Genomic DNA, 24,606 nt, shown 5'->3' with positions numbered 1-24,606 from the left:
ATTCTACAAATTACACTTATCAAAGTCAATACTGACATTTTTTGATAATTTTCAGGTTTATGCCGCGAAAAAACAGATTGGTTACAAAAAAAGATAGGATTAAAAACCCACATCCGTTTAATTTTATTGCAATTCCAAATTAATCTGTTCTGACAAAAGCGCTATATCCAAATCTTTAGGATTTATAGCTATCGCATAATCCAATGCGCTTCTTGCGTTTTCATATCTGCCCTTCTTAAAATTCTTTAACGCTTCTTTAAAATAATCTTTCATTCTCTTTTTGTTTGTGTACTCGATTTGATAAAAATCTGCCATTCCTCTGTAATCGGACATATTCTCGTATCTTTGTGATAAATTGTCAATTAAACTTTTAGCTTTCTTAAACTTTCCATCCTGAAAAGCTTCTACTGAAATCAGAAATTCTTTTCTGTCCGAACGTCTAAAACGTAAAGCTTGAGCATTTAATTCTCCTATTATAGTATTGTATCTTTGGGCATCGTAAATTTCCGGCATTAAATCGACAGCTCTTTTATAATACAATAATCCTTCGTAATAATTTCCGTCTCTAAGACTTCTTTCCGATTCGACAAAGTAATCTTCAGCAGTATTTCTTTTGAAAACAAACAGTTTTTCTTTTATTATCAATATTTTATTCTTCATTTCAAGAGCTTCCGTATTATCAGGATAAGCCAGCAGAATTTCATTAAGCATAAGTTCTGCTTTTTCAAGTCTGCCATCAAAATAATAATTTTCGACTTTTGACAAATGGGATGCATCGTATTTTTGATATTTCTTAGTCGATGTTGCAGCTGCAGCATATTCGTCGGAATCCGCACCTCTTTTGTTAGGTCTGGCCTGCACCAAGGCACAACAAAGCACTGTCATTAAAAGAGCACATAATAAATTTATTCTCATAAAAGCTCCTTAAGCACTATCCCCAATAAAATTCTTTTATTTTTCTTACAAACGTTCCGGGTATAGAAATTATTTTTTTTAATATACCCTCTTTTTCAAAGGGTATAAGACTATCTTTACTTGCTAAGATAACAACTTCCATGTCATTTAAAGGTTTTAAAGAACTTATGATAAATTCGTGAAACCTTTCCTTTCCTCTTCTGAAAATATTTTTTTCCTGTAAAATAGTATTTATCTCTGACAATAAAGCTTCGATATCAACGGGTTTTAAAAGATAATCATATGCTCCCATCCTCATAGCATCGACGGCAGTTTCAACGGAACTGTAACCCGTAACTATTATGGGAGCAGTATCTTTTGAAATCATGAGAGCTTCTTTTATCAGCACAAGACCGTTCATGTCAGGTAAACGATAGTCGACTAACAAAATATCATAATGAAACTTTTTTATCATTTCAAGAGCGGAAACTGCATTTTCGGCACTTTCTACAAAAAAACCTTTTTCTCTTATGTTTTCCGCTAAAGTCTCTCTGACTATTTCTTCATCTTCAATAACTAATATTCTTACCGAATAGCTCACCTAAATACCTTTTTAGTTTATAATTTTTGCAGAAATAAATATTGTAAGTTCATATCTTACTTTATTTTTTACGACACTTTTAAACAAATAGCCTAAAATCGGAATATCTCCCAGCAATGGAATCTTATTTTCGGTTTTTGTCTCCGTTTCCCTTATTAAACCTCCGATAACAGCAGTTTCTCCGCTTCTGAGCATCATAATTGTTTCCGCTTTGCTGGTATTAATAACAGGGGTGCCTTCAATAGCTTCTCCAGTTCTAAAACTTTGCTCCGGCTGAACCTGCAAAACGATTGTTCCGTCTCTGTTAATTTGAGGCTTAACTTTTAACTTAAGACCAACTTCTTTAAATGACGTCGTTGCCATAATAGCGGTGGTTTCGGAATCTATGATTCTATCCGATTGATAGGGTATTTCTTCTATAATTTCAATAGTGGCTTCCTGATTATTTAATACTATCAATTTAGGATTTGTGAGAATTTTTGCGTCTTTTTCTTCAAGTCCCATAAAAATATTGCCTAATATATTCCACTCGCCGGCAACAATTGCAGTTGCTAAACGGCCGGTGCCTACAACAGGCGGCAATGAAAGATATTGACTGTATTCAGTCGTATATCTTGCCGACTGCATCGGAATATTATCCTCACCCATAATAGATACTGGATCAATCCAAGCATGACCGTTCGAATCAATTGTCCATTTCCCTGCGCCATTCTGGTATGCTCTAGGCATTCTAAAAATATCTTCTATTTGCGTACCGATTTGTAAATTACTTCCTATGTTTACATCCACTATTCTTGCTTCAATTAAAACCTGCGGAGTAGGCACGTCCAGCGAACGGATAAGATTTTCCATTTTGTCTATACTGTCGGCCAAATCCGTTATAATGATTGAATTCGTTCTTTCATCGGAAGCAATCTTGCCGCCTTTTGAAAGCCTTGCATGAAGCACCTTTTCCAAATCCAAAGCTTTGGCATAATTACAAAAAATAACTTTAGATACGGTAATCGGAGAAACGTCGCTTTTGCTTTTAATAACATAAATGTTTGTATCGCCTTGTTTTACATAGTACAAATCGTATGTGTCAAGCAGGGCATTTAATGCTTCATCGGGAGTAACATCTTTAAGAGACAATACTATTTTCTTATTCAATAGATCCGCGTCGGTAACAAATTTCCTCCCCGTTTTCATACTGAGTATATTTAATACCGTATAAAGGGTCGTACCCTGAAAGTCAACGGAAATCAACCCCCTGGATTCAATAGCAGCAAAGGCTGTTTCAGACAGTATTACTACAGAAATTAGCAAAACTAAAAACTTCTTCATTACTCCTCCTTATTAAACTTTATAATATATTTTTGCCCGTCAAGTTCAACTGTAATTGTTCGTTCCAGAATCGCTACTATTTTAACCATAATATTATTTTTTTTGTAAAAATCACCGACTCTATATATTTTCCCTTCTATAATGACAATAGGATTGGCAGCGTCAAAGATGATACCTGAAATATCCATTGGAGGCGGTTTTCTCCTTATGACTTTCCTTATGACCTCCGATTTTGTTTTCGGCGGTGGAACATATTCGTAAAACGGATTGTTAGGCGCAGGATCTATGTCCCGCCACGTAGGAATGTGTCCCATTTTATTTATTTGATCTGCAGATTTTTTAAAAATTTCTTTAAAATAACCTGCGGCTTTTACTTCTTCCATATTTCCAAATCTACCACTGAAATAATCATCTATCGTAGCGCTGTAAAGCAGAGGACTGCTGCTGACTTCAATGTTACCTTCGGTATCTATAGAAAGAGAATGAACCTTTGAAAACATTTCGATATCAAAAAGAAATTTATATAAAAGTTCGTATTTCAGCTTAAAATTAAGAGTCAAAGTCACTATACCAGAAGTTTCGTCTCTTGCAAAAGTTTCCGTCGAATTGGTTATGGAATATTTTTTAGCAACCTCAATGACCCTGTCTCTATATCCCGTCAATAAATCCTGATTCGGCACATAATCTAAAGGGATGCTGTTAATAATGTCTTCTATCTGTATCTTCGTTTCATACATATTTTCATTAATTTTTATAAACTGTTGCAAATCATTGTACACGCTATGAAATTTTTCATATAAAACATTTTGTTCCTTAAGCCGCAGTTCAAAATTTTTATAGACATACTGATAGAGCGCAATCAAAGCAAAGGTAAAAAAAATATTTCTTATTATTACATAAATTAATTTTTTTTTCGAATAATTTTCCATTATTTTTTACCCGTCACAAAAGGCATTGTCACATTTAAAACTCTCACTTTATGACGTTTTATTTCTATCTCTTCTGGGTCACCGTTTATTTCTATGGGATCTTTTCCGATATACGAACTTCTTTCATAAGCGGTTTTTATCGTTTCAATATAAGAATTTTTATCATATTTTAAATCTTTAAAATTTTTTGCTGCCGATAATGCATTCACTTTAACAGTTTCTTTAATAATGTTGTCAGGAGTTAATATGAAAGAACATAAAAAATCGCCTTCGGGCATATAAAGTCCAACTTCTCTTAACATTAGCCCAGTTTTTGTATTATTGGAGATCATATCTTTTATGGCAAGCATTTTATTATAATTTAAAGTCCATTCGGACTCAGAATCTTTTATTTTATTTAAACGCCTGATTTCGTCAATTTTTATCTTCAGTTCATTGATTTGATCGATCACTTTCTCTATTTCCATAAGCGTGCGAACGGTATGAGCAATAAGCCCTGCGATGGCAAAAGTCATAAGCAACGAAATAATTTTAAAAAATTTAACCGCTTTTAGGCTTTTTTTCGATGAAACCCTGACGCGCTGAACAAGATTTATATTATACATTACTCTCTCCTTTTTGGAGAGCAAGCCCTAATGCCACAGCAATAAAAAACCCCTTTTCTTTATCCGTCGCTCCTATGATATCGGAAGAAGTTAAAGGATTCCATTTTTCTGTATTCACCCCTAAAGTTTCATATATAAAATTTTCGATTCCCGTCAAAATTGCACCGCCGCCCGTCAGCAATATTTTATCGACTTTACCTATTCTTTGTCTGGAAACTGCATATTCCATCGAATGAAATATTGCTTCAAGCAAATTGCTGGAACTCTTTTTGAGAATATTCCTTATATTCAAACCCATGCTTTCCCATAATTCTGGCTGTCTTTTTATTTGCTCGGCAGTATTTAAATCAACCTCATAAATTTCGGCAATTTCTCTGGTAACATCCAACCCGCCGAAATACATATTTCTTATAAATTTGAGTTCCCCTCTGTCGATAATGGCAATATTTGACACTTCATGCCCGATATTAACCAAAACAACAGACTCCGAAAAAGCTCTTTTTGCTTCAAAAGCCAAAAAACAATTTGCCAAAGCTATATTATCTGGCACAATTCCGACAATATCCAATTCGGATTGGGAAAAACTACCTAAAATATGGTTTATATGGTCTTTGGGAAACGCAATGAATAAAACGTCCATTTTATCGGCATCGGAATTAGACAGAATTTCATAATCCGAATACATATCGTCCAATGTTTCAAAAATACTGTTTTCCGCTTCTATCATAACAGCGCCTTCAATGTTTTCAGGCGACATTTTAGGCAACGAAAAATCTCTGGCAAGTAAATCAATACCGCCTATCGATAAAGATGTTTCTTTATCTTTAATTCTCAGCTGGCGCAAGAGAGTGTCTACTTTATTTTTAAGAAGTAAAGGGTTTTCTTCCCTCTCTCCGTTTTTACCATCTGCAGAAATCATTGAAGCATAAACTATATATTTTCCATCTCCTTTTGCCGAAACAGCACAAGCTTTAATAAACTTCGCGCCCCAATCAAGAGCAATCAAATCTATCTCCTCCCTCTGATATAATATCTGAAAATAGGCTGAACCTTTCCCGTTATAAGCGATCTGTAAGGCGCAGAAGTATAATGCCGCGTCTTTTCCTCTATAAGTCTTTCCCTTTCTGCGCCCGAAAAACCGGGAAACATATTTATCAGTTCAGTATCATTATAAAATCCGATAACGATATTACCGTCAGCCTCTGGAACATTTTTCAAAGCTCTCGCTCCAGCAGTTCCAGTAGAATAAGCTATCATAAAATACAAGTAATCTTTAGCTTCCGATATTTCGCCTGACTTGGCTTGAAGGTTTCTATATATGGTTGCAGTGGTTTTAATAACATAAAATTTATAAGTTCCGTATTTTTGATCAAAACTGGTTGGTGATGTATCAGGAATAAATCCGTCATTAATATTAGGATTTAAATCTTCTTCTACAGTCACATCAACATGAATACCACTGCCTGCTCCACCAGAAATGTCATCGGCAAAATTCTCTTCTATGATTTTAAGCCCCTGCAAAGGATACCAGACATTATTTGAAAAACCAAAACAAGACGGTTCCTTGGCAAGGAATTTTCTGCCGTCAGGATTTAGTACGGTTGAATTGGTAGGGATATTTTCCCACTGCATGATACGCCAAAAAGCAAGTTCGCTGCCATATAAAGCTGCAAAATGAGCTCTTGTATAATAAAGCTCAGAGTCGGAAATCTCGTTCTGCAAAATAACAAGCCTCATCGCAAACATACCAAGCAAGGTAAATATAAAAATAAATATTATTACTATGGCAAGTATGCTTCCTTTTTTATTATTCATTTTTCCCTATACAATAAAAACAAAATATAAGCCGAAGAATATATTTTTATTTAACAATTTAATATTATCTTTTAAAACTCTCTTACTTGTTTTGCCGTCTAATTGCTTATCAAAAAATACACATTGCTGCGTTTTATATATCAAGGCACTATATAACTTTCATTTATCCCGGTAAAAAAACTATCGATATTACCATAAATAGCTTTATTTGCAAAAATAAAATCATTAGAGTATTGTGCGTCGGCAGCTTCTCCCAACTTAACAAAAAGCCTTACAACAGCGATATTTTCAAAGTCAGGATCGGTAATCCTGTTAAGCGCCAGATTGCTTAATCTTGCCGTTACCTGAAAATCGTACACATCGTGCAGTAGGACTTCTCTTTGAGCGCGGGAAGAACCTCCGCCTGGAAGAGAAGCATCACTTTTATTATAGTTCCCATTCTGCATCGACTCAGAATCAATTTTAAGGAATTTGCCATTTGAGTCTAGATTAGCATCCCATGAATATAAAACAACCATTTTTTTAGCTGTTTCGGTAGATTTTTCCAATGTCATCAAATATCTTTTATAATTTTTATCGATTTTTTCATTTTCAACACAACTGTAAACAGCAACAGTTCTGCCTACATGTCCCTCCCAAATACCAGGATCTACAGCTCCTCCGTTCACTTTATATTTGGTAGTTGCGGCACCAGGCACGGTTTGATAATATTTTCTGGTAAATACTTCACCCGCATACGGGATAGGAAAGTATTCCACATCCATTTTTATGCAATTTTCTTCTTCTTTCGGAGTTGCAGGAGGTCTGTTATCCTTGCTGCATACATCATCAGTGATCCAGTCATAAATCAGCGGTCCATCTTTTGTCATATTTCTGAATATTTTTTCGGTTCTGAATCTAAAAGTTTTATATTCGATAGACGCCGTTCCATTACCCATCACTTTTTCAAACATTGAATACGCAAATACCATCATAGTGGCACATGCCATAGATAAAATACCAACCAAAACAATAGTAATCAGCGTTTCTATCAATGAAAATCCATGTCTGCCTCTTTGCTTAATTTTCATAATGCCTCGCAAAGAGTAGAATTATCATTATCTGCATACAGCTGTATGAATGGAATTACTATCATCCTTTGTCCAGGTGTTTTTCCTGCTTGATCTTTTATATAATTAATTCTAGCATTAAGATCCTGACTGTAAGCTATAGCATTTCTCATTGCAGTCCTAGCCTGCGCATCACTATTGAAAGGCCATACAGATATATACACACTGCGTCTGTATTTCGTAAACCTGCGCTGATTTATTTCTCCCGAAGGCAACAGTTTAAAATATGCAGCATAAGCATAAGTATTATACGGCGTAACATAGCCTGGTATACTGCCACTGCCTGGATAGTAGTTCCAATAATACAAATAATGTATCTGTTCTTTTCCAGTAGCATCTCCTTTGTAAACTAAAGCAACATACAACGCATCTTTATGATATAGATTGGCATTACCAATTGCAGCTGGATCTGGAGTTTGCAGAACAGTTTTGTTAACGTCATCATAGTCTTTATATGTATAACTAGTATAAATACTACTGACTTTATCTCTAAGTTCAACAATTTCATCCTGATTTGTTTCACTTGGATAAGACCTGTAAAATCTTCTGCTGTCAAAAGAAAAACTTTCATTGCCTATTAATGAAGAAGATTCTCCTGTATTTTCCTGCACACTACCTTTCTTCAAAAGAATTGGGCTTGCAACAGAAGGCGAAGCCTGCTTATAGTAATAGCCATAGGCTTTACTTCCAGAACTGCCACCGTAAACACTAAAATAACTGTATGGAGTTACATAATACCCAGGAGAGCTATTATTAATATTTTCCTCTCTTAATGAGACAGGAGTTTTAATAGTAGTTTGTTTTATTCCTGAAGGAAATATATAAAAGGAAATATTACTAGTTGAAAACATTGTGGAAAGAGAAGTTATCTGATTATACTTATGCATTTTTCTATTGTTATCGTATATTGAACTGTATTTATTTTGTTTGGCGAAGTTAGCCATTTTTGTAAATGTAGTTTCTGAATAAGCATCTGAAAATTCTGTTCCAGTTCCATTATAATGATAGTTTAAATAATAATCTACAATGCCAGAAACGCCGACTTTAAGAGGAGTGTTACTTGCATAGGCATCCTCAAAAGCCAATGATATTCTGTATTTATGATAATCGTTACTGGGATAATCTGTAGACACCAAATCGCCTGTATATGGTGCAGTACTATTCATGATTTTACTAGCCTCATCCCAATAATAATATCCTGTAGGCTGTTGAGTACCATTAATCATAGTTTTACTATTAGTGGTTGGAAAACTTGATGTTGTAAAAGTTGCAGGAATTCTAATTGTGCCAGAAAAATAATTTTCATAAAAATAAGGATCAGCTGAATAATCATCATTAAACTCACTGTCGACAAAAAAGGCAGTAAAACCGTTTCCTCCGCTATTTGCAAAGGCTCCAAAAGTAGGGTAATCTCTCCTTTGGATTTTAAGTTTTTCGACATATCTTAAAGCATGGTCAATTCTATTTGCTGATTCCATATAGGCATAATTTATTCTATAAGCGCTTGTAAAAAAAGAGATGCCACCAATCATAGTAATAGAGAGCACTAACATAGCAACCATCACTTCAATTAATGTCATACCTTTTTGATTATTCATAAGCATTCTCCTAGTTTAGAATCGGGATGATATCGCCATCCTGATATCTCACTTTGCGTACCACACCTTTAGCTATGCTGTCCTCATTTCCGTAAACAGTGACAATAAACGACGAACTGTCTGCATTTGTAACTTGGAAAGAATTAAAGTATAAATACTTTCTGCCATCTACAACCTCCAATCCGCCGACAAGAGCATAAGATGAGAGAGGAACATTAAAAAATGTAGAAATATTTGCAGCCATATAAGCCAAATTCTCTTTATTTACAATATCAGCAATAAGAACATCAGCTTCACGAAAATATGTCGATTTAATTTGCGATCTTCTGCTTATTGAGAGAATAACAATAAGCACTGAGCTTATTAATAACACTATAATAAATTCAATCATGGTGAAACCGCGTTTATTTTTAATCATTCAAAACTCTTAAAAAGGCGTGTTCAATCCAATTCTATTAAATAAATAGGTGAGCTACTATAGCTGAGCTACTGTATATGATGGTGAAACATACTCAAGACCATTAATTATTACATATATCTGAACAGAACCAAAAAGAGTAGCCGCCGGTTGATATCCATTCCATTCACCAGACTTAGTAGTGTAAGATACAAAATTACCCGGAGTCTTGGCAGCGTTCCATATTACTATACTATTTGTATCCTCTTCTTGTCCGCCGCTGCGCATTATTGTCACCTTAACAGAGCGCATTCCGGCCTCAGGATATATAATAGCCTCAAGCGGATCAAGTTGAAAAGACACATTGAGAGTATCAACTATAACAGGTATTGTTTTTTCTACCCCTCCAAACTCTGCTTTAATATAATAATTATCACCACTGGCTGCACTAACAATTAAAGTAGTATATTCTGCGGTATTTTGAGAAAAAGATCCTAATTCTGAAGAAGCACTCCAATTAACAGGTGTATTTACGGTTATGTTGCCCCTTGCATCTTTTATGGTGGCTTTTAAATGTATTTGTTGTCCTGGAGCTAAAACCAAGTTGTCTATATCAACAGTATACACTTCTGTAACAGCAACTGAAATAGAATACCCTTTATAGTTGAATTCTTTCTTATTATTATCCTCCTTCTTGGAACAAGAAACGATACAAAACAACATTGCGAACATTGCAAAAGCCATGAAAATCTTTTTCATTGTTATAATCTCCTTATTTCATGGATGATTGATATATCCATCCGATAGTATACTCGACATTTCTTAAAAATCAATGCTTTTCTTAACCCATCATTGCCGAAGCAAGATAGAATATAGGCAAATACATTGCCGTTACCGCCAAACCTACTATAAAACCCAAACCTATAATAAGAACAGGCTCAATAACGGAACTAATAGTCGCTACCGCGGCGTCAACTTCATCGGTAAAATAGTCCGTTATTTTGTCAAACATAGCGTCGAGCTGTCCTGATTTTTCTCCGACGATGGTCATCCTTGTAACCATTCTGGGAAACATCTCATATTGTTCCATTTCCATTCCGAGCTGATTGCCTTCAAGCACTTTTGCTTTTACTTTGCGCATTATGCTTTCAGTAAAAGAATTATCCATGACGTTTGTGGATATATCAAGAGAAGCGACAATATCGACTCCGCTTTTTACAAGAGTGGAAAGCGTTTGAAAAAATCTTGCAAGAACCATTTTCATATAAATCTTGCCGAAAATTGGCATTTTAAATAGCAGTCGGCAATATATCAAATTTCCACGCGGATTCTTTTTAAACAACATAAAGCCTATAATAAAAAAAACCGTTCCTAAAAACAGCCATAAACCATTTCCTATAACAAAGTTGCTTATATTCATAACAACTTTAGTGGGCGCCGGTAAATCCGCGCCAAAAGACATAAACATCTCTTCAAATCTCGGTATTATTCCCACTATTAAAGCAAGCAAAACCAGAACAAAAAAACATCCTATAAACATAGGATAAGTACTTGCGGATTTTATTTTTCTTATAAGCTTAACGTTATTTTCAAGATATAAAGCCAAATCACCCAAAACCTTTGAAAGTTTTCCGGATCTTTCCCCAACTTCAACCATTGAGGTGAGTGTTTTTGTAAACATTTTATGTTTTTTTAAAGAGTCCGAAAGAGGAGTTCCGCTTCTTAGATCTCCGGCTACTTCTTTAAGAGTACCCCTCATTTTCGGATTGTTTGACATATCGGAAATATCATCAACAGCTTCCAGAAGATTTACTCCGGCTCCCACCAGAGTGGCAAGCTGACGGCAGAAAAGTGCAATATCTTCTATTTTGACTTTACCCGGTATTTTTGCTGCGGACTTATATTTTGGTTTTGCCACATTTGAAAAAGATCTAGTAATAACAGCTCTAGCTCCGCCGCTTTCTTCAATGCTTACCGGAGTAAGCCTCTCGCCTCTTAAAAATAAAATTACATCCTTTTTCGTAGGGAACTCTCTGACACCTCTTATTTTTTGCCCTCTAGAATCTATGGCCTGATATTTAAACTGCGGCATTTTATTTCTCCATTAAATAATTATGAAGATGCTATCGTTACACTCATAACTTCCTCAACCGTAGTAATGCCTTCTTTCATTTTATTGATTGCGGCTGCCCTAAGCGTCACAAAGCCCTGTTCTATCGCCTTATCTCTTATTTCAAGATCCGGTGCGTCTTTCACTATGAGTTCTCTTATATCTCTCGACATCGCAAGAATTTCAAATATTGCCGTTCTGCCTTTATATCCCGACTTATCGCATTTTTCACAGCCTTTTCCTTGATAAATTTTTGTATCCGGAGAAATGCGCAGTTTTTCGTACACGTTGTCCGGAAGGTTTGTAACCTCTTCCTTGCAGAATGGACATATTTTTCTTATAAGTCTTTGCGCCATAACCAAATTCACGGCGTCTGCAATCAAAAACGATTCTATTCCCATAAATGACATTCTCGAAAGCGTGCTTACGGAATCATTTGTGTGAAGCGTAGAAAATACAGTGTGTCCGGTCAGCGCCGCCTGAATGGCAATACCTGCGGTTTCCTGATCTCTTATTTCTCCCACAAGAATAATGTCCGGATCCTGACGCATGAAAGAACGCAGAATACTTGCGAAAGTAAGTCCTATGTCGGCTTTTACGTGCACCTGATTTATATTCATTAATTCGTATTCAACGGGATCTTCGGCAGTTAAAATATTCAGATCCGGAGTGTTAAGATATTTTAACGCAGAATACAGCGTGGTCGTTTTACCGGAACTTGTAGGACCTGTCACAAGTATCATTCCATAAGGCATGTTAATAGCTTCTTTAAAAAGTCTGAGTTCCTTATCGCTCATTCCAATTTTTTCTATGTCCAAAGCAAAAAGCTCTTTATTGAGCATACGCATAACAACCTTTTCACCGTAAACCGTAGGTATCATTGACACGCGGACATCAACTCTGTTTCCGTTAACTTTGATTTTACATTTTCCATCCTGCGGAAGACGTCTTTCAGCTATGTCCAAATCCGACATGATTTTTATTCTGGATACTATGGCGTTATAATATTTTTTCTGCGGCGCGGAAAATTCTCTTAAAATACCGTCGATCCTCATTCTTAATACAACTTCTTTTTCAAAAACTTCCAAATGAATATCTGAGGCTTTTTTTACGACGGCATCAAAAAATATGGAATTAACATATCTTATAACCGGCGCAGCTTCCGCTGATTCGCTTAAATCTTCATCTGTTATCTCTTCTTCTTTTGCCGCAACATCTCCTTCCTCATCGCTATCCGATCCCAAACTTGTTCTTACGTAATATTTTTCTATTGCTTCTTTAATTTCTGTTTCGTCCATAAGACTTACAGAAAGTTTTATGCCTACGATCTTTTCAATTTCGTCTTTCATGACGACATTCGAAGGATCTGCCATCGCTATGTTTAAAACGTTATCTTTAAGCGAAATAGGCATAATAAAAAAACGCCTTGCGTTTCTTTCCGAAACAAGCGCAAGAGCGTCTCTTTCAACCCGAAGATCTGATCCTCTTATAAAAGGAACACCAAGGCAATATGACAGGGCATTTGATAAAACGTCTTTTACAACATATCCTTTTTTTAAAAAAATATTACCGAGCTTTTCTTTAGTTTTCTTTTGTTCGCTTATACACTCGTTAAGTTGCTCCTGTGTTATAACTCCCTGAGAGACTAATGTCTCTCCCAAATATTTTTTTCTTAAAGGAGCTATAGACATCGGCATCTCCTGTAATTTATGCTTTGCTTGTATATAAGCTTAGCAAATTGTAAACTTCTTTTCAACGACTTATGAAAAAATGTGAATGAACATCCACACGTCAACCTACAGGGTACAGATTAACAACTGTAAACCCACAAACTGTAGCAGTCTTTTTGATTTGTCATCTGCAAAAACCAGACACTGCGGCTTTAAAAAAAACAAAAGACAGAAGTTTAGAAGCTTGGCAATAACGACAAGAACTGCCTTTTCGAATTCCTGTTAAGATTATACGACGACTGTCCTGTAATATCTTAATATAGAACACGCACCTTTGCCACAAATTTAAACTGGCATTTATCTGCAAATATAAGTGCGCCTTTTTGAAAAAATAAAAATGTATTTTAACGTTTTGAAAATTGGAAACGTTTTCTGGCTTTCGGTCTTCCGGGTTTCTTTCTTTCAACCATTCTTGAATCTCTGGTGAGAAGTCCTTCTTTTCTTAAAATATCTTTTGAAGATTCGTTTAGAGATAAAATGGCTCTTGCAACTCCATGACTTATTGCTCCTGCTTGTCCCGTTACTCCACCACCACAAACATTTATATAAAAGTCATAACTTTTTACGCCATTCCAGACTTCAAAAGTTTTAAGAACAGTTTTTTTATGCCTTTCAAGACCGCCAAAATATTCGGCTAGAGGTCTATCATTAATAATTATTCTTCCGCTTCCTTCGGAAACTCTCACGCGCGCAACCGCATTTTTTCTGCGTCCCGTGCTTAAATAAGAAACATTACTCATTTTTTCTCCTCTTTACTTACCGATCCCGCCAACTGAGCGGCATGGTCATATCTGTCATCTCTGAATACTTTAAGCCTTTTAAGCTGCTTATCAGCAAGCTTATTTTTAGGGAGCATGCCTTTAACCGCGGCCGTCAAAACTTTTTCCGGCGCCTTTTCCATCATTTTTCCGTAAGGAGTAAGTTTTCCACCGCCGGGATATCCGGAAAAAGTAAAATACATTTTCTGGTCAAGCTTCTTTCCCGTAAGAACAAGTTTGCCGGCATTAGTTATAACAACAAAATCTCCGCAATCTATATGGTTTGTATAGATGACTTTCTTTTTTCCTCTTAAAATGTCGGCTATTTCCACAGCCAGCCTTCCGAGAACTTTTCCTTTGGCATCAATCAAATGCCATTTCCTTTCGATTCCGTCAACTTTTGGTAAGTAAGTCTTTTTATTCATTTTAAAGCCCTATCCTCTGTAAATAGTAATGAGAGATGTATTATAAGATATTTCGGATTTAAAAGTCAATAATCCTTTTTGCTGTCAACATTTTTGCAAATTTTAATTACTGTTTTATCTTATCATCCCGTTTATTCAGTCAATTAATTTAGTGACGGGGTTATTCCCCATCTTCAATTAGCACTTCTCCCAAAGTTGGCTTATCATCTTGACTGGCATATTTTCTTACCAGCTCTTTTTCTCTGTCAAATTCAAGTTTTCTGATTGAGGCTTCTATTTTTCTGTCTCTTATATCAACTTTTATTATTTTGGCTTCTACCTCTTCGCCTTCTTTTAGAATGCTTTGATTCCTGTCAGCTTTGACAGAAGAAGCTTCGGAATTTTTTATCAAAGCTTCTATTCCTGCTTCAAGTTCTATAAAAGCGCCAAACTCTGTAACTCTTATGACTTTCCCGCTTACGACCGCACCGGATTTATATTTTTTGTAAGGGTCGGGTTTCGTGTGTTTTATTGATAACAAAATTTTTTCATTTTGCGGGTTTACTTCTAAAATTACAACTTCTATTTCCTGTCCTTTTTTTATGACATCTTCGGGGTGTTTTATTCTTTTCGTCCAAGAAAAGTCGCTGATATGCACAAGACCTTCGATTCCCTCCGGAAGTTTAACAAAAGCCCCGAAAGGCATAAGATTTTGTACAGTTCCTTTTACGATTGTACCAGGAGTGTAATGCCTTACGGCTTCTTCCCATGGATTAACCTGCATTTTTTTAACTGACAAGGATATTTTTTTATTTTCTTTGTCAACGTCGATTATTTTTACTTCCAGCTCCGTACCTTTTTTGACATTCCTTTTAAAAGAGGCTTCGCTGTCATTCCAAGAATATTCTGAAACATGAAGCAGCCCTTCTATCGCCGGCTCCAGTTCCACAAAAGCTCCATAATCCATAACAGAAGTCACTCTTCCTTTCATTATCAAGCCAATCGGAAATCTTTCTGACGCTGAGTCCCACGGATGAGGACTTAGGCTTTTCATGCTTAACGAAATTTTTTCGTTATCTTTATCGACTTTTGTTACCTGAACTCTTACCATCTGCCCCTGATGAACCAAGTCTTCAACTTTTCTGACTTTATACCACGCCATTTCGCCTATATGAAGCAGCCCATCTATTCCGCCCAAATCTATAAAAGCTCCGAAAGAGGTAATTCTTGAAACTGTACCGTCTAAAATCTGACCCTCGGCAATACTTTCAAAGGCGGAAGTTCTTCTCGCATTTTTTTCATCTTCCAAAAGTTTTCTGCGCGATACGACTACTTTCTTTGCTTTTCTGTCAAATTCCATTATCGCAAAGTCATAAGTTTTCCCTACGTATTTCTCCCCATCTTTTACAAAATTTATGTCAATCTGCGAAATATGTAAAAATGAGGTTACCCCTATATCAACCAAAAAACCACCTTTTACCGTTTTGCTTATCATACCTTTAACTGTTTTGCCTTCTTTAACTGCGCTTTCAACTTTATCCCACCACTCTTTTTCAGCCATTTCTCTGTAAGAAAGAACTGCCTGCCCACGAGTACTTAAAACTTTTACTTTAACAACCGCCCCGATTTTCAATTCCGGAGGCAGTTTTCCTTCGTCAAACTCACTTTTAGGGATAATACCTTCGGACTTCATTCCCAAATCTGCCATATATCCGTCTTCATTTTCAGCAATAATCGTCACGTCAAGTTCTTTACCGACTGTTATGTTCCCTGCGGAATCAAACTCTTTCATCAAATCTTCCATGCTCATTTCTTCGTTTTCTTCAAAATGAGTAGCATTTTTATCTAAATTAATATTGTCTACCATTTTACTTCTTCTCCTTACTTTTAGCTTTTTTTTAAACTTTGTTGCTTATGGAACAAATTTCTTCTATCCTCCTTTGCACCTGTTTTATTATCCAGTAAGGCGTTGACGCACCTGCGGTCAGCCCTATGACATCTTTATCTTTAAACCATGACTTTTTTAAATCGTCGGCTTTTTCTATATGATAGGTTTTCGTTTTATCCGAACAAATTTCGGCAAGCCTTGTCGTGTTGCCGGAATTTTTGCCGCCAATAACTATCATTAAACCAACCGTCTTGGCAAGCTTCTCAGCCGACTGCTGCCTGTCAAAAGTTGCTTTACATATCGTATTGAAAATTTTTACTTTATAGCTTTTTTTTAAACAATTTACAATACTGTCAAAATTTTTCGGCGTCTGTGTCGTCTGGCTCACTATGTTTAAATCGCCTTTTATTTCCAGTTTTTGCGCTTCTTTTATATTCTCGACAACTATGCATTTCCCGTTGCCGTAAGACATCAAAGCAACAACTTCAGGATGAACTCTTTCCCCGACAATTATAATAGTGTCGTTATTTGCACTTAGTTTCTTTACTATATCCTGTGCCCTTTTTACGAAAGGGCATGTTGCATCTATTATCTCGATTGACTTTTTCTTTTTAAGCTCTTTGTGAAGCTGCAAAGGTATCCCGTGTGTACGCAGAATTATTATGCCCTTTTTAACGCTTCTCGGATCAGCCAGTGTTTTAATTCCTTTTTTGTTAAGCCTTTCAACTTCCTGAGGATTATGTATTACAGGCCCCAGCGTATAAACTCTTTTATTTAAACCGGCTGTTTTCTCAGCAAGGCTTACCGCTCTTTGCACGCCAAAACAAAAACCTGATTTATCTGCTATTTTTATTTTTTTCATTCTTGTTTTTCAAACTGCATTTCATTTATTTGATCTAAAATTTTCTGTGAAAATCGAATATAATCGCTTTTTGAATACTCTTTGGGCGGCATTATCGGTATGCCATATTTTATTTTTATTTTTTTTAATTTTAACACATTGTTAGTATTTTCTATTTTGACGGGTATCACCGGCACCTGAGCATGACAGGCAACCATCCCCACCCCGGCTCTTGCTTTACCCAAACAGCCGTCTTTTGAACGCGTCCCTTCTGGAAACATCAGCAAAGCGTTTCCATTTTCAAGAAGAGAAAAAGCATTACGCATTGCGCTCATATCCTGCGTTCCTCTTTTAACGGGAAAAGCGTTTGTCCTTTTTATAAGAAAACCCAAAATCGGAATATCAAAAAGTTCCTGTTTTGCCATAAAGTTTAAAGGTCTTTCCATCATAGATCCCGTCAGCGGCGGATCCCATACGCTTATATGATTAGATGCTATTATAATGCCGCATTCCTTAGGAATATTTTCTCTTCCTTCAACATTGCATCTAAATATGAAGCGAAAACACAGATAAAACAAAAATCTTCCCACATAAAATAATATCGGACTTTTTTTTACCGGCATATATTTTTGAGCCTCTCATAAAAATCAGGAAATGAAATATTTACACAATCTGCATTTTGTATTGTCACTTCATTTTCCGCAATTAAAGACGCTATGGCAAGAGTCATCGCTATTCTGTGATCTTTAAAACTTTCAAACGTTCCGCCTTCAAACATTCTGCCGGAACTTCCGTTTATAATCAAACCATCTTCAAGCTCTTCAATCTCAATTCCCAGTTTCTGAAATTGCGTATAAACGGCTTTTATTCTGTCGCTTTCTTTGACGCGCAGTTCTTTTGCTCCGGTGATTTTTGTTATTCCATCAGCTTGAGCAGCTATTAAAGCAAAAACCGGTATCTCATCGATCATGTGCGGAACGACGTCTCCTCCGATATCGACGGCTGTCAATTTAGAATATTCTACAGTTAAATTGCAAACGGGTTCTCCTGAAATATCTCTCTCATCGCTTTTTTTTATGTTTGCGCCCATTTTTAAAAGCATTTCTAAAAACCCGTTTCTAGTGGGGTTTATTCCCATATTTTTTATCGTCAATTGCGAGCCGGGTGTTATCAGAGCAGCAGCAATAAAAAATGCCGCAGAAGAAATGTCGCCAGGAACTGAAATTTCCGACGCGTTTAATTGCTCCGCCGGCCATATAGTGACGGCATTTGCATTTATCTCAACTTGCGCACCGAAAGATTTAAGCATGCGCTCAGTGTGGTCACGTGATTTTACGGATTCAATGTAAGTCGTTGCCGCACAAGCGTATAAACCGGCAAATAAAATGGACGATTTAACCTGCGCAGACGATTTATCACTTTCATATTTTATTGCTTTTAATGAAGAAGAACCTTTTATTTTCATCGGAAGCGTATAGTTGTCGGATTGTATGCAAGCGCCCATTTTTGAAAGAGGCTCTATAATGCGTTTCATAGGTCTTTGTGAAAGGCTTTCATCGCCAGTAATTATGGATTCAAAGTTCTGTCCCGCCAAAATTCCCGACAAAAGCCTTGCCGTCGTTCCAGAATTGCCAGCAAAAATTTCATTTTCAGGACATTTTAGACGCAAACCTGCACCTTTAATATAAAGAATATCTGCGCAAATTTTGATTTCAGCACCGAGAAGTTTAAAAGCTTCAATAGTTCTTATGCAATCGTCGGAAGGAAGGTAATTGTGTACGATGGAATCACCTTTTGCCAAAGAAGAAAGCATTATTGCGCGGTGAGTTATGGATTTATCAGCGGGAATTTCCATAATGCCTTTTACTTCATTGACCTTTTTAAGCGTGATATTCATTTTTATTTCTGCGTTTTTAATATTTCTTTTTTTAATTTATTTTGACTATTTAATGCTTTTTTAAAAGTTTCAAGCTCTTTTATGAAATCACTTAAATGTCTGCCGACATTTTCGGCGTTCATAGCAAAAATCGGAGCCCACATATCCGTGCTTGAAATGGAAACTCTTGTCATGCTTTTAAACGAGCCCGCCGTAAGCATATCGATTTCAGGATTATTCTTTTTGCTCTTTTTATATATTTTATTTAGAGAAAAAGCTATTATGTGCGGCAGATGGCTTGTGAGTGCAGCAAGATTGTCGTGTTTTTTTACAGACATCTTAACAATTTTTGCGCCGGCGTCTTTCCACATTTGAATGACTTTTTTTTCTGCCGCGGGATTTTTATTTTCAGTGATAATTAAATTTGCGTTTCTAAACATTTCCGCACAGGCAGATATTATGCCATTTTTTTCTCTGCCCGCCATTGGGTGAGCCGGCACAAAATTATTTTTATCCGCAGCAGAAACTATATTTCCTTTAACGCTTCCAGTATCTGTAATAACCGTCTCTTTTCCGACAATTTTTAAAATCCGTTTATAAACAGGCGCGATTAAATTTACAGGCAGACATATCACCGCAATCCAGCTTTCTTTTATCGCTTTCAAATTTTGCGAAACTTCATCGGCCGCACCGATCTGAAGAGCAGCTTTTAAAACTGTTTTATCTTTATCTACGCCTATTATATAATACTTATTTCCGACTTTTTTAAGCGCTTTGCCAAGCGACCCTCCCATCTGTCCCATACCTATAATAGATACTTTATACATTAATCCAAAAGCTCCCTGCCGACTGCTTTTGCAATCAAGTCAAGCTCTTTCATCAAATTTTTAAACTGGTCTGGAAGCAAACTTTGAGGTCCATCGGAAAAAGCTTCCTCGGGTTTTGGGTGAACTTCTAAAATCAAAGCGTCAGCTCCTACGGCAATGCAGGCCTTTGCCATCGTGCCGACATATTCCCTTATGCCGACGCCGTGTGAAGGGTCGAGAACGATGGGCAAATGCGAAAGTTTTTTAAGTACGGGAATGGCGTTTAAATCCATAGTAAATCTCGTGGAAGTCTCGAAAGTCCTTATGCCTCTTTCGCAAAGTAAAACATTATAGTTGCCCTGCGAAAGAATGTACTCAGCGGAAAGCAAAAGTTCTTTTACCGTAGTAGCCATCCCCCTTTTGATAAGAACAGGCTTTTTTTGTTTTCCTGCAGCTTTTAATAAATCGTAATTTTGTATATTTCTTGCACCTATCTGTATAATATCGCAATATTTTGACAACAAATCTACCTGATCAACAGTCATGGCTTCACTGACAGTCGGCATATGTAGTTTCTCACCGGCTTCTTCCATGTATTTCAACCCTTTTTCGCCAAGCCCCTGAAACGTATATGGAGAACTTCTGGGCTTAAACGCTCCGCCTCTGAGTATAGTTGCTCCGCCATCTTTTACATCTTTGGACGTCTTAAACAAGATTTCTTTTGTCTCGATGGCGCATGGTCCAGCCATAACATGTATCTTTTTGCCACCTATTTCGACATTGCGGCTGACTTTAACTATCGTATTATTTTTTTGAAATTCTCTGGAAGCGAGTTTGTAGGGTTTTTGTATTTCGCTTATATTTTCAACTACGTCCATAGCCGAAAAAATATCTTTGTATTTTTCGGCATATTCGCCTATCATACCGATAATCGTCATATCCTTGCCTTTGGATACGTGGGGTTTATAACCCAGTTTTTTTATTTTATCCAATACCAAATCGATTTCTTTCTTTTTTGCGCCTTTTCTTAAAGTTATTATCATTTTTTTAGCACCTTTTTTAATTTTTTTATAAATATATCGTTTTCTTTGGGTAAACCCACAGTAACTCTTACCCATCGGTCAAGCTGGTATTCTTCCATTGCCCTCGTTATTACGCCTTCTTTAAGCATTAAAGAAAAGAACCCTTTTGCGCTAAACGGCGAAACTTCAAACAAAATGAAATTTGCCGCAGATTTAACATAATTAACGCCCATTTTTTTAAATTCTTTGTAAATGCGTTCTTTTTCTTTTTTTACTAATTGCCGGCCTTTTTTTACATGTGCTTTATCTTTTAAACTTGCCGCTGCTGCTGCCTGCGCAAGAAGGTTGACATTAAAAGGAGGTCTTATTCTCTCAATATAATCTACTATGCATGCATCGGCAAAACCGTATCCTACTCTCAGTCCAGCAAGAGCATAAATTTTCGAAAAAGTCCTGAAAATTATCAAATTCGCATTATCTTTTAAAAAAGTCAACCCGTCGGGATAATCTTTCTCGGCACAGGCATATTCATTGTATGCTTCATCGAGAATCACCAAAGGCTTTATGCCGAATTTATTTTCTGGAATACTTTTTAAAAATGAAGAAAGCTCTTTTTTCGTGTTATATGTCCCTGTAGGATTATTGGGATTTGTTATAAAAACGGCTTTGGTTGTTTTTGTACATGCTTTCGACATGGCTTCTAAATCATGCGTGAAACCGTCTCTCATGGGTACGACTATTGCTTTAGCACCCATGAGCTGTGCCGCCATGGAATACCTTATAAATGAATGCTTTGACATTACGATTTCATCTTCCGGATTGAAAAACAGCTTTGCCAGAAGTTCAATTATTTCATCTCCACCTGCCGCAGTAAATATATTTCCGGCCGGAAGCCGGTATCGCTGCGATAGTGCTTTTTTAAGTTCATAAGAATTGGAATCTGGATAAAAAAATATTTTGTTCAAATTGTTTTTTATAGCCTGTAAAGCTTTTTTTGATGGTCCGATAGGATTTTCATTTGAGGCAAGTTTTATCACGGCTTTAAGTCCGAGTTCCCTTTTGATGGTTTCAATCGGTTTACCGGCTACATACGGCTCAAAACCTAAACAGCTGCTTCTCACTATTTTTGTTATTTTGTCTCCCATTTTTTCCTCTTTTTATATTAAACTTTTTAAATCTATTTTTACGCTTTAGGATACGACCCTAAAATCTTTACAAATATACAGTTTTTTCTCAATTTATCTATAGCATGAACAATTTTAGCATCAAGCGAATGTCCTTCCAAATCAACAAAAAAGACATATTCCCATACTTTTTTCTTAGTTGGTCTGGACTCTATTCTTGTAAGATTAATCTTATATTCGTTAAATATTCCTAAAAGATGATAAAGCATGCCGATTCTGTCTTTACCCATAAAAACAAGGCTTGTCTTATCTCTGCCTGTAGGCTTTGCATTTATTTTTCCTATTATTAGAAATCTCGTATAGTTTTGTTTACTGTCTTGTATTCCTTTTTGCAAAACGTACAATTTATATATTTTCGAAGCGGCATGAGAGGCTATGGCTGCGGAATATACTTCTTTAGAAGCAAGTTTTGCAGCTTCGGCGGTCGAAGCGGTGGCCACCAGCTGAGCGTCGGGATAATTTTTTCCCAGCCACGCACTGCACTGGGCTAAAGCATGAGGATGAGAATAAACTTTTGTAGGCTTAATTTTTGGGTCTATAACTAAAAAACATTGCTCTATTTTTAAACTTATTTCACCGCATATCAGAATATCCGTATCGACAAGCATGTCAAGGGTGGCATTGACCGAACCTTCATTTGAATTTTCTATCGGCACCACACCAAAATCCGTTCTGTCGTTTTCAACTTCTTTCAGCACTTCGAAAGGCGTCGAACATGGAACAAAAAAACTTGAAGAACCAAAATTTTTCATCGCCGCCTGATGAGTGAAAGTCGCCCATGGACCCAAAAATGCGACTTTTGCCGGGACTTCAAGATTTCTGCATGCACTTATTATTTCGGAATAAATATTTTCAAGCGATTCTTCACTCAAAATGCTTTTAACGCTGCAGGATTGTCTGGACGCTGAAAAAACATTGCGCATAACTTCTTTTTCCCTCGAAGGAACATATATTGCCGCTCTAGTTTTATCTTTTGACTTCCCGACTTCAAGTGCAAACTTAGCTCTTTTATTGAGCAATTTAACAATTTCTTTATCAACTCTATCTATATCTTTTCTTACGTTTTGTACGTTCTTTTTCATAATTTTATCCTTGTCCTTATAGACCGCAAAATCAAAATTAAAATTAAGCAGTTGAGAAGCTGTATAGTAGACTGGGTTTGGAAACTTCATATTAAAATAAAATCAGACAGGTTTCTAGAACTGCTTTTTCGAATTTCTACTAAGATTGTAAAACTAAAGCGCACAATGACAAACAAACCTTTGTTTTGCCGTTGACATTTTTATTTTTTAGACAAATAAAAAAACTTACTGCTTTTTTAGAATTGTATAATTATATCAAGTATGACAAATATAGTCAAAATAAGAATGAAGCAGCTTCAACTGTTTTCAAAGCGCGATTCAATCATTTAAAAACTTATTTATAAATATGGGATTTATATTTTTGACAGGTAATATTAAATGAAATTGCAAAAACTAATCCGCCTGAGAAGGCTTTAGCGTTATCAGATTTATTTCATTATTTGTTGCAAATCTCATTCTTGCAAAAAAAGTTCCCGCTCCCTGTGAAACATAAATATAAGTACCTTTATAATTTTTTAATCCTCTGAGATACGGAAACCTGCTTTTTGCAATTAAAGTAGCGGGAAAAATCTGGCCGGCATGCGTATGACCTGATATAACCAAATCCGTTCCATATTCATTCATATATTCTACCCCCCAAGGACCATGATGGATAACGATTTTTGGCATATCTCCGCTGAAATCTAGCAGTGGCAAAGTATCTTTAATAGTTTTATCGTTTACCTGATGCGGATCATAAACACTGTCATCGGCTTTCATATAATTCAAACCTATGAGTTTTATTCCATTTGTCTCAATCACTTTATTTTGCATTATGATAATGCCATTTTCCGTAAGACGTTTTATTATTTCTTCAAGCCCCACATAAACGTCATGATTTCCAGAAACAAAATAAGATGGCGCGTGAAGATTTCGTAAAGGAGTAAACATATTTTTTGTCAAAGCAGATTTGCTGTCGGCTATATCTCCTGTGATAACGACAAAATCGGGGTTTAACTCATTGGTTTTTTGAATTATTTTTTCCAAATATTTAACCCCTCTATGCGCGCCAAGATGAACGTCGGAAACCTGCATGATTTTAATTTCTTCGGAAAGATTTTTTATTGGAATATCTACATAAGCTACTTTGAAAAAACTTGCATTAACCGCGGCATAAGCATCTATCAATAGAGTAAGCGATATTATAACGTAAGCCGCTTTTTTCTTAGGAAATTTAAAAATAAGATTAAAAATCTCAAAAACCGCCATAATGCAAAACAAAAACAAAATATTGCCAAGCCATAAAGTCGATATATTGTAATATATAGTCGTGAAAATACCGCTGAATCTCGTTATAAGCGGCATGGAAATAAATATCGATACAAATCCTGCCGCAAACAAAATATACAGTGTTTTCTTATTTTTCAATCCTAGCAGATTTCCCAGCCTATAAGGCATATAAGCATTCAATATCGCAATCAACAAAAGTGGTAAAAGCATCCTTGTCATATATTATCCTTTTGCATATTTTATATATACATATTACTTAACGCCAATTTTTTTATCCAATCCGCAACTTCTTTTTGCGCATTTTTCGCGCCGTAACCAGAAAAAGCCGCACCTTTCAGGACGGTCGATTTCGGAACAAGCTTTGC

The 24,606-nt window shown here is 36.1% G+C and carries 24 protein-coding genes; all 24 read right to left on the bottom strand.

From position 1 onward, the window contains the following. Nucleotides 1–123 precede the first annotated feature (123 nt). The 24 genes from LBD46_07140 to LBD46_07025 all read right to left on the bottom strand — a co-directional run bounded on the left by LBD46_07140 (nt 124) and on the right by LBD46_07025 (nt 24,460). Nucleotides 124–915: a hypothetical protein gene (locus LBD46_07140; protein MDR2426930.1), complete on the bottom strand. Its 792-nt coding sequence runs from the start codon at nt 913–915 to the stop codon at nt 124–126. 16 nt (nt 916–931) lie between these two features. Continuing rightward, a complete protein-coding gene (locus LBD46_07135; protein MDR2426929.1) occupies nt 932–1,495 on the bottom strand; it encodes a response regulator in 564 nt (187 codons plus the stop codon). Between the two features lie 12 nt (nt 1,496–1,507). Continuing rightward, entirely contained in the window at nt 1,508–2,818 is a 1,311-nt protein-coding gene (locus LBD46_07130) for a secretin and TonB N-terminal domain-containing protein (GenBank protein MDR2426928.1), read from the bottom strand. Continuing rightward, nucleotides 2,818–3,747 carry a hypothetical protein gene (locus LBD46_07125; GenBank protein MDR2426927.1) on the bottom strand — a complete coding sequence of 310 codons (930 nt, stop codon included), beginning with the start codon at nt 3,745–3,747 and terminating at the stop codon, nt 2,818–2,820. The genes LBD46_07130 and LBD46_07125 overlap by 1 nt, the downstream gene beginning before the upstream one ends. Then, complete coding sequence (locus LBD46_07120) at nt 3,747–4,352, bottom strand: hypothetical protein (GenBank protein ID MDR2426926.1); 606 nt, start codon at nt 4,350–4,352, stop codon at nt 3,747–3,749. The genes LBD46_07125 and LBD46_07120 overlap by 1 nt, the downstream gene beginning before the upstream one ends. Further along, the gene (locus LBD46_07115; protein ID MDR2426925.1) at nt 4,345–5,358 is read right to left on the bottom strand and encodes a pilus assembly protein PilM; all 1,014 of its coding nucleotides are present in this window, start codon (nt 5,356–5,358) and stop codon (nt 4,345–4,347) included. The genes LBD46_07120 and LBD46_07115 overlap by 8 nt, the downstream gene beginning before the upstream one ends. Before the next feature lie 2 nt (nt 5,359–5,360). Next, nucleotides 5,361–6,167: a hypothetical protein gene (locus tag LBD46_07110; GenBank protein ID MDR2426924.1), complete on the bottom strand. Its 807-nt coding sequence runs from the start codon at nt 6,165–6,167 to the stop codon at nt 5,361–5,363. A 140-nt stretch (nt 6,168–6,307) separates the two neighbouring features. Next, nucleotides 6,308–7,237 (bottom strand): prepilin-type N-terminal cleavage/methylation domain-containing protein, encoded by a 930-nt coding sequence (locus tag LBD46_07105; GenBank protein MDR2426923.1) that lies wholly within the window; start codon nt 7,235–7,237, stop codon nt 6,308–6,310. Then, nucleotides 7,234–8,874, bottom strand: coding sequence for a prepilin-type N-terminal cleavage/methylation domain-containing protein (locus LBD46_07100; GenBank protein ID MDR2426922.1), 1,641 nt, complete (start codon nt 8,872–8,874; stop codon nt 7,234–7,236). The genes LBD46_07105 and LBD46_07100 overlap by 4 nt, the downstream gene beginning before the upstream one ends. A gap of 10 nt (nt 8,875–8,884) precedes the next feature. Further along, nucleotides 8,885–9,292 (bottom strand): prepilin-type N-terminal cleavage/methylation domain-containing protein, encoded by a 408-nt coding sequence (locus LBD46_07095; GenBank protein MDR2426921.1) that lies wholly within the window; start codon nt 9,290–9,292, stop codon nt 8,885–8,887. A gap of 57 nt (nt 9,293–9,349) precedes the next feature. Next, nucleotides 9,350–10,030, bottom strand: coding sequence for a hypothetical protein (locus tag LBD46_07090; protein MDR2426920.1), 681 nt, complete (start codon nt 10,028–10,030; stop codon nt 9,350–9,352). An 82-nt stretch (nt 10,031–10,112) separates the two neighbouring features. Continuing rightward, on the bottom strand, nt 10,113–11,363 hold the full coding sequence (locus LBD46_07085; GenBank protein ID MDR2426919.1) for a type II secretion system F family protein: 1,251 nt from the start codon (nt 11,361–11,363) through the stop codon (nt 10,113–10,115). 20 nt (nt 11,364–11,383) lie between these two features. Then, on the bottom strand, nt 11,384–13,072 hold the full coding sequence (gene tadA, locus LBD46_07080; GenBank protein MDR2426918.1) for a Flp pilus assembly complex ATPase component TadA: 1,689 nt from the start codon (nt 13,070–13,072) through the stop codon (nt 11,384–11,386). 383 nt (nt 13,073–13,455) lie between these two features. Continuing rightward, the gene (rpsI, locus tag LBD46_07075; protein MDR2426917.1) at nt 13,456–13,851 is read right to left on the bottom strand and encodes a 30S ribosomal protein S9; all 396 of its coding nucleotides are present in this window, start codon (nt 13,849–13,851) and stop codon (nt 13,456–13,458) included. Continuing rightward, on the bottom strand, nt 13,848–14,294 hold the full coding sequence (gene rplM / locus LBD46_07070) for a 50S ribosomal protein L13 (GenBank protein MDR2426916.1): 447 nt from the start codon (nt 14,292–14,294) through the stop codon (nt 13,848–13,850). The genes rpsI and rplM overlap by 4 nt, the downstream gene beginning before the upstream one ends. 160 nt (nt 14,295–14,454) lie before the next feature. After that, a complete protein-coding gene (locus LBD46_07065) occupies nt 14,455–16,140 on the bottom strand; it encodes a 30S ribosomal protein S1 (GenBank protein MDR2426915.1) in 1,686 nt (561 codons plus the stop codon). A gap of 31 nt (nt 16,141–16,171) precedes the next feature. Next, nucleotides 16,172–17,023 (bottom strand): 4-hydroxy-3-methylbut-2-enyl diphosphate reductase, encoded by an 852-nt coding sequence (locus LBD46_07060; GenBank protein MDR2426914.1) that lies wholly within the window; start codon nt 17,021–17,023, stop codon nt 16,172–16,174. Then, nucleotides 17,020–17,625, bottom strand: coding sequence for a 1-acyl-sn-glycerol-3-phosphate acyltransferase (locus tag LBD46_07055; protein MDR2426913.1), 606 nt, complete (start codon nt 17,623–17,625; stop codon nt 17,020–17,022). The genes LBD46_07060 and LBD46_07055 overlap by 4 nt, the downstream gene beginning before the upstream one ends. Next, the gene (gene aroA / locus LBD46_07050; protein MDR2426912.1) at nt 17,616–18,899 is read right to left on the bottom strand and encodes a 3-phosphoshikimate 1-carboxyvinyltransferase; all 1,284 of its coding nucleotides are present in this window, start codon (nt 18,897–18,899) and stop codon (nt 17,616–17,618) included. The genes LBD46_07055 and aroA overlap by 10 nt, the downstream gene beginning before the upstream one ends. A gap of 2 nt (nt 18,900–18,901) precedes the next feature. Next, a complete protein-coding gene (locus LBD46_07045) occupies nt 18,902–19,705 on the bottom strand; it encodes a prephenate dehydrogenase/arogenate dehydrogenase family protein (protein MDR2426911.1) in 804 nt (267 codons plus the stop codon). Continuing rightward, nucleotides 19,705–20,727, bottom strand: a complete 1,023-nt coding sequence (gene aroF / locus LBD46_07040) for a 3-deoxy-7-phosphoheptulonate synthase (protein ID MDR2426910.1) — start codon at nt 20,725–20,727, stop codon at nt 19,705–19,707. The genes LBD46_07045 and aroF overlap by 1 nt, the downstream gene beginning before the upstream one ends. Next, on the bottom strand, nt 20,724–21,851 hold the full coding sequence (gene hisC / locus LBD46_07035) for a histidinol-phosphate transaminase (GenBank protein ID MDR2426909.1): 1,128 nt from the start codon (nt 21,849–21,851) through the stop codon (nt 20,724–20,726). The genes aroF and hisC overlap by 4 nt, the downstream gene beginning before the upstream one ends. A 38-nt stretch (nt 21,852–21,889) precedes the next feature. Continuing rightward, complete coding sequence (pheA, locus tag LBD46_07030; GenBank protein ID MDR2426908.1) at nt 21,890–22,972, bottom strand: prephenate dehydratase; 1,083 nt, start codon at nt 22,970–22,972, stop codon at nt 21,890–21,892. A 393-nt stretch (nt 22,973–23,365) separates the two neighbouring features. After that, a complete protein-coding gene (locus LBD46_07025; protein ID MDR2426907.1) occupies nt 23,366–24,460 on the bottom strand; it encodes a metallophosphoesterase in 1,095 nt (364 codons plus the stop codon). Nucleotides 24,461–24,606 lie beyond the last annotated feature (146 nt).

The organism is Candidatus Endomicrobium procryptotermitis (genome assembly GCA_031279415.1).
In the GTDB taxonomy this organism is placed as follows: domain Bacteria; phylum Elusimicrobiota; class Endomicrobiia; order Endomicrobiales; family Endomicrobiaceae; genus Endomicrobium_B; species Endomicrobium_B procryptotermitis.
Note: the sequence above shows the minus strand (reverse complement) of the source record. Positions and strands in the feature narration are given on the sequence as shown.

Excerpts from the sequence above, each read along its gene's own strand:
- LBD46_07140 (MDR2426930.1), bottom strand. The coding sequence starts at position 915 with ATGAGAATAAATTTATTATGTGCTCTTTTAATGACAGTGCTTTGTTGT.
- LBD46_07130 (MDR2426928.1), bottom strand. The coding sequence starts at position 2,818 with ATGAAGAAGTTTTTAGTTTTGCTAATTTCTGTAGTAATACTGTCTGAA.
- LBD46_07125 (MDR2426927.1), bottom strand. The coding sequence starts at position 3,747 with ATGGAAAATTATTCGAAAAAAAAATTAATTTATGTAATAATAAGAAAT.
- LBD46_07120 (MDR2426926.1), bottom strand. The coding sequence starts at position 4,352 with ATGTATAATATAAATCTTGTTCAGCGCGTCAGGGTTTCATCGAAAAAA.
- LBD46_07110 (MDR2426924.1), bottom strand. The coding sequence starts at position 6,167 with ATGAATAATAAAAAAGGAAGCATACTTGCCATAGTAATAATATTTATT.
- LBD46_07105 (MDR2426923.1), bottom strand. The coding sequence starts at position 7,237 with ATGAAAATTAAGCAAAGAGGCAGACATGGATTTTCATTGATAGAAACG.
- LBD46_07100 (MDR2426922.1), bottom strand. The coding sequence starts at position 8,874 with ATGAATAATCAAAAAGGTATGACATTAATTGAAGTGATGGTTGCTATG.
- LBD46_07095 (MDR2426921.1), bottom strand. The coding sequence starts at position 9,292 with ATGATTAAAAATAAACGCGGTTTCACCATGATTGAATTTATTATAGTG.
- LBD46_07090 (MDR2426920.1), bottom strand. The coding sequence starts at position 10,030 with ATGAAAAAGATTTTCATGGCTTTTGCAATGTTCGCAATGTTGTTTTGT.
- LBD46_07085 (MDR2426919.1), bottom strand. The coding sequence starts at position 11,363 with ATGCCGCAGTTTAAATATCAGGCCATAGATTCTAGAGGGCAAAAAATA.
- tadA (MDR2426918.1), bottom strand. The coding sequence starts at position 13,072 with ATGTCTATAGCTCCTTTAAGAAAAAAATATTTGGGAGAGACATTAGTC.
- rpsI (MDR2426917.1), bottom strand. The coding sequence starts at position 13,851 with ATGAGTAATGTTTCTTATTTAAGCACGGGACGCAGAAAAAATGCGGTT.
- rplM (MDR2426916.1), bottom strand. The coding sequence starts at position 14,294 with ATGAATAAAAAGACTTACTTACCAAAAGTTGACGGAATCGAAAGGAAA.
- LBD46_07065 (MDR2426915.1), bottom strand. The coding sequence starts at position 16,140 with ATGGTAGACAATATTAATTTAGATAAAAATGCTACTCATTTTGAAGAA.
- LBD46_07060 (MDR2426914.1), bottom strand. The coding sequence starts at position 17,023 with ATGAAAAAAATAAAAATAGCAGATAAATCAGGTTTTTGTTTTGGCGTG.
- LBD46_07055 (MDR2426913.1), bottom strand. The coding sequence starts at position 17,625 with ATGCCGGTAAAAAAAAGTCCGATATTATTTTATGTGGGAAGATTTTTG.
- aroA (MDR2426912.1), bottom strand. The coding sequence starts at position 18,899 with ATGAATATCACGCTTAAAAAGGTCAATGAAGTAAAAGGCATTATGGAA.
- LBD46_07045 (MDR2426911.1), bottom strand. The coding sequence starts at position 19,705 with ATGTATAAAGTATCTATTATAGGTATGGGACAGATGGGAGGGTCGCTT.
- aroF (MDR2426910.1), bottom strand. The coding sequence starts at position 20,727 with ATGATAATAACTTTAAGAAAAGGCGCAAAAAAGAAAGAAATCGATTTG.
- hisC (MDR2426909.1), bottom strand. The coding sequence starts at position 21,851 with ATGGGAGACAAAATAACAAAAATAGTGAGAAGCAGCTGTTTAGGTTTT.
- pheA (MDR2426908.1), bottom strand. The coding sequence starts at position 22,972 with ATGAAAAAGAACGTACAAAACGTAAGAAAAGATATAGATAGAGTTGAT.
- LBD46_07025 (MDR2426907.1), bottom strand. The coding sequence starts at position 24,460 with ATGACAAGGATGCTTTTACCACTTTTGTTGATTGCGATATTGAATGCT.